This window comes from Halorubrum sp. Atlit-8R, assembly GCF_003666025.1.
Classification (GTDB): Archaea; Halobacteriota; Halobacteria; order Halobacteriales; family Haloferacaceae; genus Halorubrum; species Halorubrum salinarum.
Window position 1 is genome coordinate 440,158 of record NZ_QPLV01000001.1, and the last position, 13,600, is coordinate 453,757.

General features: G+C 71.8%; 14 protein-coding genes. 6 read left to right on the forward strand and 8 right to left on the reverse strand.

Annotation, left to right across the window (positions count from 1 at the left end; genetic code table 11):
- Positions 1–8: 8 nt before the first annotated feature.
- Positions 9–716, reverse strand: a complete 708-nt coding sequence (locus DVK05_RS02070; protein ID WP_121561775.1) for a type I 3-dehydroquinate dehydratase — start codon at positions 714–716, stop codon at positions 9–11.
- 84 nt (positions 717–800) lie between these two features.
- Entirely contained in the window at positions 801–1,775 is a 975-nt protein-coding gene (locus DVK05_RS02075) for a transcription initiation factor IIB family protein (protein WP_004596489.1), read from the reverse strand.
- 238 nt (positions 1,776–2,013) lie between these two features.
- Here DVK05_RS02075 and DVK05_RS02080 point away from each other — a divergent pair, with 238 nt between their 5' ends.
- From DVK05_RS02080 to DVK05_RS02090, 3 genes are all read left to right on the forward strand, one after another.
- A complete protein-coding gene (locus DVK05_RS02080) occupies positions 2,014–2,811 on the forward strand; it encodes a cobalamin-binding protein (RefSeq protein WP_121561776.1) in 798 nt (265 codons plus the stop codon).
- Positions 2,808–3,380 carry a DUF84 family protein gene (locus DVK05_RS02085; protein ID WP_121561777.1) on the forward strand — a complete coding sequence of 191 codons (573 nt, stop codon included), beginning with the start codon at positions 2,808–2,810 and terminating at the stop codon, positions 3,378–3,380. Before DVK05_RS02080 ends, DVK05_RS02085 begins: the two co-directional genes overlap by 4 nt.
- Before the next feature lie 165 nt (positions 3,381–3,545).
- On the forward strand, positions 3,546–3,800 hold the full coding sequence (locus tag DVK05_RS02090; RefSeq protein WP_121561778.1) for a hypothetical protein: 255 nt from the start codon (positions 3,546–3,548) through the stop codon (positions 3,798–3,800).
- Between the two features lie 15 nt (positions 3,801–3,815).
- Here DVK05_RS02090 and DVK05_RS02095 read toward each other — a convergent pair whose 3' ends face one another.
- The 4 genes from DVK05_RS02095 to DVK05_RS02110 form a co-directional block, all read right to left on the reverse strand.
- The gene (locus DVK05_RS02095; RefSeq protein WP_121561779.1) at positions 3,816–4,424 is read right to left on the reverse strand and encodes a MarR family transcriptional regulator; all 609 of its coding nucleotides are present in this window, start codon (positions 4,422–4,424) and stop codon (positions 3,816–3,818) included.
- 90 nt (positions 4,425–4,514) lie between these two features.
- The gene (locus DVK05_RS02100) at positions 4,515–5,651 is read right to left on the reverse strand and encodes an SPFH domain-containing protein (RefSeq protein WP_121561780.1); all 1,137 of its coding nucleotides are present in this window, start codon (positions 5,649–5,651) and stop codon (positions 4,515–4,517) included.
- 98 nt (positions 5,652–5,749) lie between these two features.
- Entirely contained in the window at positions 5,750–6,238 is a 489-nt protein-coding gene (locus DVK05_RS02105) for an SRPBCC family protein (RefSeq protein WP_121561781.1), read from the reverse strand.
- 31 nt (positions 6,239–6,269) lie between these two features.
- Entirely contained in the window at positions 6,270–8,273 is a 2,004-nt protein-coding gene (locus DVK05_RS02110) for a bacterio-opsin activator domain-containing protein (RefSeq protein ID WP_121561782.1), read from the reverse strand.
- A 295-nt stretch (positions 8,274–8,568) separates the two neighbouring features.
- On the opposite strand from DVK05_RS02110, the gene DVK05_RS02115 reads away from it, so the two are divergent.
- A complete protein-coding gene (locus DVK05_RS02115; protein WP_121561783.1) occupies positions 8,569–10,653 on the forward strand; it encodes an AAA family ATPase in 2,085 nt (694 codons plus the stop codon).
- Positions 10,654–10,696: 43 nt separating this feature from the next.
- Here DVK05_RS02115 and DVK05_RS02120 read toward each other — a convergent pair whose 3' ends face one another.
- Both DVK05_RS02120 and DVK05_RS02125 read right to left on the reverse strand, forming a co-directional pair.
- Entirely contained in the window at positions 10,697–10,921 is a 225-nt protein-coding gene (locus DVK05_RS02120; protein ID WP_121561784.1) for a hypothetical protein, read from the reverse strand.
- A gap of 85 nt (positions 10,922–11,006) precedes the next feature.
- A complete protein-coding gene (locus tag DVK05_RS02125) occupies positions 11,007–11,786 on the reverse strand; it encodes a bacteriorhodopsin (protein WP_121561785.1) in 780 nt (259 codons plus the stop codon).
- A 178-nt stretch (positions 11,787–11,964) separates the two neighbouring features.
- Here DVK05_RS02125 and DVK05_RS02130 point away from each other — a divergent pair, with 178 nt between their 5' ends.
- Positions 11,965–12,339, forward strand: a complete 375-nt coding sequence (locus tag DVK05_RS02130; RefSeq protein ID WP_121561786.1) for a SlyX family protein — start codon at positions 11,965–11,967, stop codon at positions 12,337–12,339.
- A 134-nt stretch (positions 12,340–12,473) separates the two neighbouring features.
- Positions 12,474–13,526 (forward strand): Brp/Blh family beta-carotene 15,15'-dioxygenase, encoded by a 1,053-nt coding sequence (locus DVK05_RS02135; protein WP_121561787.1) that lies wholly within the window; start codon positions 12,474–12,476, stop codon positions 13,524–13,526.
- Positions 13,527–13,600 lie beyond the last annotated feature (74 nt).

The window sequence follows — 13,600 nt, forward strand, 5'->3', positions numbered from 1 at the left end:
GCGATTCCTTACGCCTCCGATTCGACCGCTCGCAGCCCGTCGACGAGGTCCCTGAGCGTCGCGAGCGGGTACTGTCCCGGCGCGGTCGCGTCCGCGGCGTCGACTGGCGCGTAGCCGATCTTCGACCCGTACAGCGGCGTGACCGCGCGGGTGTGCCGGCCCGGCTCGCCCATGCACATCGTCGCGACGCGGTGGCCCGCCGCGGTCGCCTCGTGGGTCGCCTCGATCATCGCGAGCGCGTCGCCCGGCGCCGTCGCCGTCGTCGCCAGCTTCCCAACGTCGCCCTCGCTCGCGGCGTCGGCGAGGAGGTCCACCAGCGCGGCGGGCTCGGGCGTCGACTCGAAGTCGTGGGCGGACGCGACGACCGCGACGCCGGCCTCGCGGGCCGCCTCGCGCAGCGCGGTCGCGTGCGACGCCTCGGCCGGGTCCGGGTGCGTCCCGCGCAGCGCGGCGAGCTCGACGTCGACCGCGGCGACGGCGTCGCGACCGATCGCGTCCGAGAGCGCGTCGTAGCGGCCGAGCCCCTCCGCCTCCCCGCCCTCCCACGACGCCCGGTTCGTGACGAGCAGCGGGAGCTCGCCGTCGTAGTCCGCCAGCTGGTCGAGCGGGTCGCTCGCGAGGTCCATCCGGAACTCGACGGCGTCGGCGTGCCCGCGGGCGGCCGGCTCCGCCGAGAGGTCCGCCGTGCTCGCGGCGAGAACGTACTCCTCGAACATACGCGGGCGTTCCGCGGGCGGGGACTTAGCTGGTCGGGTTGGCGGGACCCCGTGGGGTCGAGGAGTCGAGGAAGAGCGCGCGAGTTACGCGACGAGGCCGTCCTCGGCCTCCAGCAGCTCGTGGTAGCGGTTCCGGATGGTGACCTCGGAGATGTCGGCGACCTCCGAGACCGCGGCCTGCGTCGTCTTCTCGTTCGTGAGCAGCGCGGCGGCGTAGACGGCGGCCGCGGCGAGGCCGACCGGCGACTTGCCCGAGTGGACGCCCTTCTCCTTGGCGTTGCGCAGGAGGCTCTTCGCGCGCATCTCGGACTCCTCGGAGAGCTCTAGGTCGGAGGCGAACCGGGGGACGTACTGCTCGGGGTCGGCCGGCTTCACTTCGAGCTTGAGCTCGCGGACGACGTACCGGTACGTCCGGGCGATCTCGGCCTTCTCGACGCGCGACACGTCGGCGATCTCGTCGAGCGAGCGCGGGACGCCGGCCATCCGGGCTGCGGCGTACACGCAGGAGGTGGAGACGCCCTCGATGGAGCGGCCGGGGAGGAGGTCCTCGTCGAGCGCGCGGCGGTAGATGACCGACGCGGTCTCGCGGACGTTGTCCGGGAGGCCCTGCGCCGAGGCCATGCGGTCGATCTCGCCGAGCGCCTGCTTCAGGTTGCGCTCTTTCGAGTCGCGGGTGCGGAAGCGCTCGTTCCACTTTCGGAGCCGCTGCATCTTCTGCCGCTGGCGCGCGCCGAGCGAGCGGCCGTACGCGTCCTTGTCGCGCCAGTCGATGTTCGTCGAGAGCCCCTTGTCGTGCATCGTGTTCGTGGTCGGGGCGCCGACGCGGCTCTTCTCGTCCTTCTCGCGGGAGTCGAACGCGCGCCACTCCGGGCCGCGGTCGACCGAGTCCGCCTCGACGACGAGGCCGCAGTCGCTACAGACCGTCTCGCCGTGTTCCTCGTCGTTGATGACGTGGCCGCCGCACTCCGGGCAGCTCAGCGTCTCGTCGGTGCTCTCCGATTCCTCCTCGTTCGTCTCCGTTCGGGAGCGACTCCCCCGTGTGTGTAGTCGTTCACTCATAGCTCGGTTGCCCCCGGAAACTGAAACTGCCCGAGAGCGATCTTGGTTTACCGTCGGCGGAGCACAACTTAAAACGACCGGAACGTGTCGCTCGAATCCCGACGAAAGGACACGATCTATCACGTGTTTTCGCCGATCTCGGGATCGACGGCGACGCGCCCTCACGTTCCCTCGAACCCCGCCTCCGGCGGCCGTCGGGACCGAAACCGTTGACACGGTCGCGGACGGATCGACGGGCATGTCCGCGCCCCGCGTCGTCTCGCTCGCGCCGAGCGCGACCGCGACGGTCGCCGCGCTCGGCGCGGCCGACCGCCTCGTCGGCGTCACCGCCCACTGCGACATCTCCGAGGCCCCGAACGCCGGGTCCGCGCACGGCCTCGACGCCCCGACGGTCGTCGGCGGCTGGCTGAACCCCGACCTCGACCGCGTCGCCGACCTCGACCCCGACGTCGTCCTCACGAGCGACGGGCTCCAGGCCGACCTCGCCGACGACTGCCGCGAGCGCGGCCTCGACGTCGCGCACCGCGAGCCGGCGACCCTCGACGACGCCCTCGACGGGTTCGCCGCCCGGGGGAGCGACGTCGGCCGCCCCGAGGCGGGCGAGCGGCTCGCCGCCGACGCGCGCGAGCGCCTCGACCGGATCGCCGAGGCCGTCGCCGACCGCCCCCGCCCGACCGCGTACTGCGAGGAGTGGTCCGACCCGCCGATGGCGGCCGGCAACTGGGTCCCCGACGCCGTCCGCGCCGCGGGCGGCCGCTACCCGTTCGTCGACCCCGGCGAGCGCTCCCGCGAGGTCGACCCCGCGGCCGTCTCGCGCGCCGACCCGGACCACGTCGTCGTCCACGTCTGCGGGCGCGGCGACCGCGTCGACCCCGCGGCCGTCGCGGCGCGCGACTGGATCGACGCCCCCGTCCACGTCGTCGACGACTCCCTGCTCAACCAGCCGAGCCCCGCCCTCGTCGACGGGGTCGAGCGCCTAGCGCGGCTGCTCCATCCCGACGCGTTTTCGACCCCGGGCGACGAGGACCGACCATGACGACCCTGCGAGTCGGCGTCGGCAGCGGTAACCCGGTGAAGCGGCGCGCGGTCGAACTGGCCCTCGGATCGGCGGCGGACGCCGACCTCCCCGGCGCCCCGACGGGCGTCGCCGTCGAGTCGGTCCCCGTCGACTCCGGCGTGAGCGAACAGCCCCGGGGCCACGCGGAGACGATCGCCGGCGCCGAGAACCGGGCCGCGGCCGTACTCGACGCGGCGCCGAGCGGCGGCGACGCCGCGGCGTTCGACCTCGGCGTCGGCGTCGAGGGCGGCGTCGCGGGGTTCGACGGGACCGACGACCGCTACCTGATCATGTGGGCAGCGGTGACCGACGGCGACCGCGTCGGCCGCGGGGCCGGCCCGAGCCTCGCGCTCCCGGCGAGCGTCGCCGCCCGCCTCGCCGACGGGGCGGAGCTCGGCCCCGTGATGGACGACCTCCTCGACACCGAGGGCGTCGCGGAGCGGGGCGGCGCCGCGGGCGCGCTCACCGCCGGCCGCGTCGACCGAGCCGAGGCGCTCGCCGCCGGCGTGAGCGGCGCGCTCGGGCCGTTCGTCTCGGACCTGTACTGAGCGACCCGCGGCGCCGCCGCCGGCGGTCGGCGCGGTTCGAACACCGTACCCAAACGCGGCCGCGGGGCGGCGCTTTCGCTCCCGTTCCGGGACGAAACCGCACGACAGCGGCGTGTTAACCCCGTCTACCAACCGCCTTATGTCGGATGGCGGCGTGGATCGGGTATGAGTACTGCCCAGTTGGACGCGGTCGCAGCCGAATCGAGCGGCCTCTCCGCGAAACAGTCGCAGATACTGCGATACCTCCGCGAGAACGCGGGCGACCGGACGTACTTCAAGTCGCGGCTGATCGCCGACGACCTCGGCCTCTCCGCGAAGGAGGTCGGCGCGAACATGAGCGCCGTCGCCGACGCGGCCACCGACATCGACGTCGAGAAGTGGGGCTACTCGTCGGGGACGACGTGGATGGTGACGGCCTGACCGCCGGCCGCACGATTAGGGGTCGTACGAGACCAGCGACGCCGCGTCGTCGGCGACGGCGACCGCGGCGGCGTCGAAGGAGTCGGCGTACCGGACGACGAGCGTGAGCAGCCGCTCCGGCTCGGTCAGCGCGTAGCCGTCGGTCCGGTCGAGGAGGCCGGCGCGCTCCAAGTCGGCCGCCGCCGCGCTTATCGCCGGCCGCGAGACGCCGAGGGCGCTCGCGAGGTCGGCGCCCGTCGCGTCGGGGTCGCGCAACAGCGCGAGGATCATCCCCCGCGGCGTCTCTCGGCGGAGGTAGCCGAGCGCCCGCTTGTCCGTCTCGTCGAACCGGTCCGCGGGGAAGAACCGCCGGTAGTCGTCGTCTTTCACCGACTCTATCGCGCCCGCCTCCTCCAGCTTCCGGAGGTGGTACTGCGCCTCGCCGGTGCCGAGTCTGAGGTCGTCGCGGAGCTTCGAGAAGTGCGCGCCGGGGGTCGTCGGCACGTAGCCGCGGATCGCCTCCCGCGTCTCGTTCCCGTCGCCGCCGTCGTCGGCGCTCGCGGTCCCGACGAACGGCGCGGCCGCTCCGACCGCGGCGAACCGCCGGAGCGTCTCTCGCTTCTGCCCGTCGAACCCCTCTGTCACAGTTCCAGTAGCCTACGCCGCGACAAAAGCACTTCGCTCGTGACAGGTCCGCGGCGGAAAACGCGGTCTTCGACGGCGTCTCGCGCCGATTTACTCCTCTTTCTCGACCTCGGCGGGCGCCTCCTCGTCGTCCATCTCCTGGATGACCTCGTCGGCGGACCTGATGTTCGCGCCGGCGTCGCCCGCCTTCACGGCCTCCGCCTCCTTCTCTAGCTCCTCGACGTTCATCTCCGCGGACTCCTCGATCTGGCCGAGGATCTCGTCGATGTCGTCGAGCCCGAGCATCTTCCGGGTGTCGGCGTCGAACTCCTTGCCGTCGAGCCCCTCCATCTCCTGGACGTCGGAGCCGGAGAGGGCCTTCCCGTAGCGGCCGACCAGACTCGTCAGCTCCTGCGGAAGGACGAAGGTGGTGGACTCGCCCTTGCCGATCTCTTCGAGGGTCTCCATGCCGCGCTCGATGATGGCGCGCTCGCCCATCGACTCGGCCGAGCGGGCGCGGAGGACGGTCGAGATGGCGTCCCCCTGCGCTTCGAGGATCTGGGACTGCTTTTCGCCCTGCGCGCGGATGATGTTGGACTGCTTGTCACCTTCCGCCTGCTCGACGGCGGAGCGGCGTTCCCCCTGCGCTTCGAGGATCATCGCGCGGCGGCGGCGCTCGGCGGAGGTCTGCTGCTCCATCGCCTGCTGGACGTCCTTCGAGGGGTTGACCTCGCGGACCTCGACGCTCTCGACGCGGATCCCCCACTCGTCGGTGGGCTCGTCGAGCTCCTTGCGGATCTTCGCGTTGATCTCCTGGCGCTTGTTCAGCGTGTCGTCGAGCTCCATGTCGCCGAGGACGGCCCGAAGCGTGGTCTGCGCGAGGTTCGAGACGGCCTTCTTGTAGTCGTCCACTTCGAGGAACGCCTTCTTGGCGTCCATCACCTTGATGTAGACGACCGCGTCGGCGGTCACCGGTGAGTTGTCGCGGGTGATCGCCTCCTGCCGCGGCACGTCGAGCGTCTGCGTCCGCATGTCGAACGGGTACGTCCGGGAGACGAACGGCGGGATGAGGTTGATACCGGGTTCGAGCAGCTTGCGGTACTCGCCGAAGACGGTGAGCGTCTTCTTCTCGTACGCGTCGACGATCTCGAACGACTGCCAGAGCGTGACGACCACGAGCAGCAGCGCCAGCAGCCCGACGCCGACGAGCCCGAGGCCGAGTCCGGATTGGAGGGTGATCGGATCCATACCCCCGTTTAGACCATCGAACGGTTAATAGTTCGCCCGCCGGCACCCCGATCGCAACGCCGTCCCCCGGTCCGCCCCCGGCGTCCCCGTCGATCCCCTCACTCGTCCGCCTCGAACTCCGCGGCGACGTTCCGCAGGGCCGCGCGGAGCTGTCGCTCGTTGAACCGGCGGATCACGGGCGCGCCGACCCTCGTGAGCGCGTTCTCCGGCAGGCCGTACGTCGCGGCGTACGTCAGCTCCGTCCCGCCCTCGACGGGGGCGAGCCGGAGGTCGATGGTGCCGGTGAGGCGCCCGCGGAGCTCGAATCGGTGGCGCTCGGGCGGGTCGTGGACGGTCTGGACGATCTCGCCGTCGATCCCGACGCCCGCCATCCGATAGGTGTACGCCAGCCGCTTCCCGCCGTTCTCCAGCGGCTCGACGTCCCGCACGTCCGTGAGCCCGGGCGTGATCGCCGCGTGGTTCTCGGGGTCGTCGAGGAACGCGAACACCGCCTCCGGGTCGGCCGCGACGGTGACCGCGTCGCTCGCGGCGAACGGGTCGTCGCCCGCCGCTGACGGGCCGCCGGCCGCGTCGTCCCCGTCCGTCATGCGCCGTCGCGATCGGCCGCCGACGCTCGGGTCATCCGTCCGACCGGGGGTCGACGTACGCCTCGACCAGCTTCCGCTCGGCCGCGCGGAGGTGCTGGTGGAACGTCTGCCGGGTGATCCCCATCCGCTCGGCGATCTCGGAGCCGTCGACCGGGCGCGGCCACTCGAAGTAGCCGTTCAGCTCGGCCGTCTTCAGCGCGGCGCGCTGCCGGTCGGTGAGGCGCTCGTCGACCGCGGCGGCGAACTCGGCGACGGTGCGGTCGCGGCTCTCGCGCTCGACGCGCGACCGGAGCTCGACGCCCTCGTACTCGTCGCGGAACACGTCGAGGATCGACCGCACGTCGTGCTCGGGCGGCGCCTCGATCGTGAGGGTCGCCTCGTCCGCCGTGGCGGTCGCCTCGGTGACGACGCCGCCGTGAGCCGCCAGCTGGGTGAGCGGCGGCGAGTCGGTGACGGTAACGGCGAAGCTGACGCCGTCGTTCGTCTCCGAGACGGTCCGCATCGACTCGACGAGCGGGAGCGACGCGAGCTCGTCGAGGTCCGGGTCCTCGCCGTCGGCGCGGAAGTACAGCTCGCACTCGTCGTCCTCGAGCCGCGTCGTCCCGAGGTGTACCACCTCCCCGCCGACCGCGTCCGCGATCCGGGCGAGCGCCGCGGTCTCGTCGCGGATCCCGACCACGAGCTCCACAACCCGGTCGGTGGTGAGGATCTCCGTCGTCTCGATGGAGTGGAGCCCGTTCGCGATCATCTTCCCGACCGACTCGCACACCCGCCGCTCCCGGCGGGCTAAGACGTCCGCCCCGTTGCCGTAGATCCCCAGCAGGCCGTACTGCCGGTCGCCGTACGTGAGCGGCACGACGAGGAGCCGGCGGCCGCCCGCGGACTTGGGTTCGAGCGGCCCGTCGGCGACGTGCTCTATCGACCCGCTGTGGAGCTCCTCGGTCTCGATCGCCTCCTGTACCTCCGCCGGCGTCTCGGCGACGTCGTACGACGCGCCCGGCTCGACCGACACGCCGCTCGCCGCGCGGATCTCGAGCCGACCGGTCGCCGACGAGACCTCGCCGATCCAGCCGCCGGCGTACCCCGGCTCGCCGGCGATGACCTCGCAGACGCGCTCGGAGATGACCCCCGAGTCGCGGTTCTCGACGAGGATGCGGCTGATGTCGCTGAGGAGCCCGTTCACCCGGCCGAGGACCCTGTCGAGCGAGCGCCGCTCGGTCGCCAGCTTCTCGGCGCGCTCCTCCGCGAGCCGCTCCGCCTCCTTCCGGTCGCTGATGTCGTTCTGGAAGCCGACGTAGTGGGCGAGGTCGCCGTCCTCGTCGTAGACGGGCGCGACGGTCAGCTCGTTCCAGAACGGGGTGCCGTCGCGCCGGTAGTTCCGGATCTCGACGGTCACCTCCTCCTCGTTGCCGATCGCCTCCGCGATCTCGTCGACGGTCTCCGGGTCCGTCCCCGGCCCCTGGAGGAACCGCGGGTTGCGACCGAGCGCCTCCTCGACCGGGTAGCCGGTGTGTTCCTCCCAGGCGTCGTTGACGTACACGAGCGGGTAGTCCGGGAGGTCCGGGTCGCTGATGCTGATCCCGATCGGCGCGTCCTCGACGGCCCGCGTCACCTCCGAGGCGGTCGGTTCGTGGTCCGACACGTCCTGGCGGGTCTCCGAGGCGGAGACGCCGGAGCAGACGGTCGACACGTCGGAGACGAGCCGGTCGATCGACGCCGACCCGTTCTTCTGGAGGAACCTGTCGACGCCGTTCTCGAAGGCGGCCTCCGGCACGCCCTCCTCGTCGGTCGCCGTGAACATCACGACGGGCACGCCGGCGTCGGACTCCTCGATCGCGGTCGCGAGGGCCACGCCGTCGTCGCCGGCCAGCGCGTACTCGCTGACGACGCAGTCGTACTCGCCGGTCGTCGCCTTCGCGACCGCGGACGCGGCGGTGTCCGTGCGCGTCACCTCGAACCCCGCGGCGCCGAGCGCAGTCTCGATTCGATCGCTCCCCTCCTCCGGGTGGACGAGGAGCGCCCGAGCATTCGCCATGAGCAGCAGTTCGCACCCGTACGGGTTAATGCTTACCTGTCTTCCGAGGTCCTGAATCGCCCCCGGCCGCGCGGTCGGTGCCCCGAAACGGTCGAAACGCGATCGGAATCGTGTCGATAGATCAACCGTTCGATCGCGTTCGTGCGTATCATTCTCACATTCGATTCGTCGGCCGACGAGCACCGCCGGTCCGCGACTGTCCAGTTAGGCCGTGGGTACTTTGTGGTCGCTGGGCGTGAGATCGACGTATGGTGTCGACCATCGCCGCCGAGCCCCGCGAACGACCCCGCGGACCATGAGCGTGCGCGTCCCCGTCAGAGAGCCGCCCACGTCGGTCCCCGGAGACCGGATCGGGCTCCCCCGGGCCGTGCTCGACGACCTCGGGGTCGGCCGCGGCGACTCGGTGACCGTCGCGGGCGCGCACCGCGTCGCCGCCCCGGTCGTCGCGGTCGACGACGGGACGCGGGCGGCGTTCCTCCCCGAGCGGCTCCGCCGGACGGCCGGGGTCGAGCCGGGCGACACCGCGACGGTGGCGGTCTCGGACCTCCCGGTCGCGTCGTCGGTCACGCTGCGGCTCCGCCAGTCGGTCGACGTGGAGCGGAGCGAGGACGCCATCCGCCGGCGGCTCGCCCGGCGCGTGGTCGCCGTCGGCGACGAGGTCGAGGTCACGCGCCTCGGCGGCGCCCTCACCCTCCGGTTCGACGTGCGGGACGTGGCCCCCGCCTCGCCGGCGGTCGTCGACGACACGACCGAGATAACCGTCACGTCCGACGAGGCGGACGCCGCCGTCGTCTCCGAGCGCCCCGGGGACACCGGCCCCGACGACGGGTTCGTCGCGACGGCGACGTTCGAGCGCCTCCGCGACGCCGTCGCGACCCGGTTCGACGCGGCCGAGGCGTTCGCGTCCGCCGGACATCCGACCCTCGGGCTGCTCCTCCACGGACCGCGCGGGTCGGGGAAGACGACGCTCGTCGAGGCCGTCGCGGCCGCGACCGACGCGTCGCTCGTCCGCACCTCCGCGGCCCGGCTCCGGGGCGAGCGCGCGAGCGACCAGTCGGACGGGCTCGACCGCGTCGTCGACGCCGTCTCCGCGGGGGAGCCGACCGTGGTCCTCCTCGACGACCTGGAGGCGCTCGGGGCAGACGACGGCGGGGGCTCCGCGCTCGCCGACCGCCTCCGGTCGACCGTCGACGAGCTCCGCGACGGGGACCGGACGGTCGTGATCGGCGCGACGACGGACCCGAGCGCCGTGCCGTCGGCGCTGCGCCGCGGCGGGCGGTTCGACCGCGAGATCGGGGTCGAGCCCCTGACGACCGCCGAGCGGCGCGACGCGCTCGAAGCGCTCTGCGAGGGCGCGCCCCTCGCGATGGACGTCGACTTCGAGCGCGTCGCCGCGCGGCTCAACGGCTACGTGTTCGCCGACCTGGCCGTCCTCGTGGACGCCGCCCTAGAGCGGGCGGTCCGCCGCGACGGCCGGACCGCGATCCGGATGGCCGACTTCGAGGCCGCGCTCGACGACGTCGAGCCCACCGGGCTGCGCGAGGTCACCGTCGAGTTCCCCGCGGTCGGCTGGGACGAGGTCGGCGGCCTCGACGACGCCAAACGCGAGCTGGTGCGCGCGGTGTACTGGCCCCTGGAGTACGCCGACCGCTTCGCGGAGATGGGGATCGACCCTCCCTCCGGCGTGCTCCTGTACGGGCCGCCCGGCACCGGGAAGACGCTGCTCGCGCGCGCGGCGGCGAGCCTCAGCGACGCGAACTTCATCCCGGTGAACGGGCCCGAGCTGCTCGACAAGTACGTCGGCGCGAGCGAGCAGGCCGTGCGCGACCTGTTCGCGACGGCGCGCGAGAACGCGCCGGCGGTGATCTTCTTCGACGAGGTCGACGCCATCTCGCCGAAGCGCCGCGGCGACGACACCGGCGCCGGCGAGCGCGTTGTCTCCCAGCTGCTGACCGAGCTCGACGGGCTGGAGCCGCTCACCGACGTGGTGGTGATCGCGGCGACGAACCGCCCGGACAACATCGACGAGGCGCTGCTCCGGCCGGGGCGGATCGAGAAGGCGGTCGAGACGCCGCTCCCGGACCGCGAGGCGCGCCGCGAGATCCTGCGGATCCACGCGCGGGAGATGCCGGTGGCGTCGGGCGTCGACCTCGACGCCCTCGCCGACCGCACGGCCGGGTACAGCGGCGGCGACCTCGCGGCGCTGGTCCGCGAGGCCGGGCTGCTCGCCATCGAGGACGCCATCGTCGACGACGGGCCGCCGGCCGACCCGACGGTCGGGCGCGACCACTTCGAGCGCGCGCTCCGCGAGACGTCGCCGTCGACGAGCGACGGGCGCGCGGACGCCGAGCGAGTGGGACGCGACTCGCCGGCGGAGTGAGCGGCCGGCAAGAAGCCGGACTCCCCGGCCGACGAACCTCGCCTTACTCCGGCTCCTCGTGGAGGTTCAAGACGAAGTAGACGACGCCGGCCATGGCGAGCAGCTCCAGGGCCGCCATCGTCCAGAACCGGACGTTGATCCCGTCGACCGGCTCCGACAGCGTCGGAATCAGGAAGATCCCGACGAGCGCGACGGTGATACAGATGGCGATGCCGGCGACGGACCGCGTACGCAGCTCTGGCGGCTGTTCGGTGGTAGTGTCAGTCATGTCGAAAAATGAACGGTGGAAACGGTTGAACCGTGCTGTTCGGTCGCGTCGAGTCCGCCCGCCGAGAGGCCGGTGGCCGCTCCGATCAGTCAGCGGCGGAGGCCTCAGCGCCCGCGGAGGGCTCCGGGGCCTCGGTGTCGCCGAGGATGGCGCGGCTGCGGAGCAGGACGAACCCGAACCCGACCTTCGCGGTCACGTCGAGGACCATGAACGCGAGGGTCTCGACGCCGAGCCCCACGACGCCGGCGCCCTCAGTGCCGATGATCCACAGGATCGGGTACGCAGTCCAGAGGACGGCGACGAGCGCCGTCAGCGTGTTGAAGGTGCTCTGGACGTCCTCGGAGCGCTCCCGAGCCGCGCTCCGGAGCGAGGTGAGGAGGTAGTACAGCACGAACAGGAACGCGATCGTGCTGAACAGCCACCAGGTGTACCGGGCGAGCGGCGTGTGCGAGAGCGCGCCGATCAGGCCGGTGACGATCATCAGCGCGTCGACGCCGATGAGCGTCCCGGTGGTCACGCGATCGACCTTCGCCAGCAGGCAGAGGTCGAGCAGCAGCAGCGGCGTCGTGAACAGCCAGTCCGCGTACCGGGCGTAGTAGATGTCGAGCACTTCACCGCCGACGAGCTCGACCTCCGTCAGCCCGATGCCGAAGAACATCGACAGGTATGCCGCCGATGCGATCCCCGGCACGAGGATCGTGATCGCGTAGTACTCACGGGCCTCCTTGTCAGTCACGCCCCAACCGCGGGCGATGAAGTAGAAGGTCCCGATGATCATCAGTAGCGTGCCTATACCCAACCAGAGCGTCTCGGGGCGACCGTCCCCGAGCAGGTCGTATCCCGCCTGTAGCGCTATCGGGTCCATACCCACATCTTGATACAGTATATACTCTATTGAGACCGATGCCAACCCAGTTAGGTATCGGGGTCCGCGGGCGGTGCGTCGCGGGGGTGGATCGGGCCCCGTCGTCGTCGCCGAACCCTGACCGGGGGGAGACGTTGTCGGCCCGAAAGTAATGACCCTGGGGCTCCACTGGTGTCATATGGCAGACGAAGAGACCGAGGCGGAAGCGGAATCGACCACCGAAACCACCGCGGAGCGCGAGGCGGAGGCGATCGACGACGTCACCATCGACGTCGAGGCGATCGACGAGTACGAACAGCGCATCGACGAGCTGTCCACCGCGGTCGAGGAGCGCGACGAGACCATCGAGGAGCTCCGGTCGGTCGTCGAGGAGCAGTCGGAGCAGATCGACAAGCTACAGAACCAGTTCCTCGACCTGTCCGCGCGCGTGGCTGACGGCCGGAACCTCGGCGTCTGCCCCGAGTGTAACGGGCCGACAGAGAAGAAGGAGCGGCTGTTCCGCGCGGACACGATCGAGTGCACGCGCTGCGGCGAAGTGATCCACACGTACTGAGCGCCGCGGCGAAGCGATCCACGACCGAGGCGCCGTCCCGGCCCCCCCCGTCCCGCGCTGTGTCGCGTGACGGTATATAAAAGACCCAATAATGGCGACGAGGCCCTAACCCCGTAACGCCCCTACGTACGTCCATGTCGACGTCGACGGCGAGTCCGGTGCGGCGACTCCTCGGTGAACCGGAACGGACGGCCATCGGTGCCTCTCGCGCGGCGTTGCTCCTGCTCGCGGTCGGGTTCGGGGCCCTGTCCGCGGTCGGCACCGACGTGTCGCTCCGGACGCAGATGATCGCGTACCTCGTCGGGATGGTCGCGCTGAACCTCCCGCACGGCGGGTACGAGCACTTCTCGAACCTCCGGCGGCGGGGGCTCCCGTTCGGCGCCCGGTACGTGGCGCTGTACCTCGGGTTCGTCGCCTCGTTCGTGGCGCTGTTCGTGTTCGCGCCCCTGCCCGCGCTCGCGCTCGCGTTCGGGACGGCCGTCGCGAAGGGCGGGCACGGCGACCTCCGCGTGATGGACGCGCTGGTCGGGACCGAGCACCTCCCGACCAAGCCGCAGCGCGCGCTCGCCGCCCTGATCCGCGGCGGCGCCGTGATGATCGTTCCCGCCGTCTTCTGGACGGAGACGTTCTACGGGTTCACCGGCATCATGCTGGGCGTCTTCGACGGCCGGCTGGCCGGGCCGGCCGCCTCGAACCCGGAGGCGTTCACCACGGCGCTGGGCGCCGCCTTCGGGCTCGGCGTGGTCGCCCACCTCGGCGGCGGGCTGGCGACCAGCCTGCGCGCGACCGGCGGCGTGAGCCGGTCGTGGCTCCTCGACGCCGCGGAGACGCTGCTGCTCGTCGCGTACTTCGCCCTGGTGCCCGTGGTCGTCGCCATCGGGCTCTACTTCCCGCTGTGGTACTCGATGCGGCAGTCGGCGCGGAGCATGGTCGTCGAACGCGAGCAGCCGGACCGGACGGAGGGCGTCTCGCTCGTCGTCGCGTGGGGCGTCCTCGTCGTCGGCGCGCTGGTCACGGCGAGCGTCGCCACCGCCCTGTGGACCGTCGCCCCGAACCCGCTGGCCGGCGGCTCGCTCCTCTCCGGCGCCGTCGCCTTCTACACCATTTTCGTCTGCGTCATCGCGATGCCGCACGTCGTGGTCGGCGAGTGGCTCGACTTCGGGCGCGGCATCTGGTACGTGCCCTGAGCGCCGGCGCATGTTCCCGCGTGCGGCCCGACCCCGCCCGCGGTCGACGAGATAACAAGCCCTAAAACCCGGCT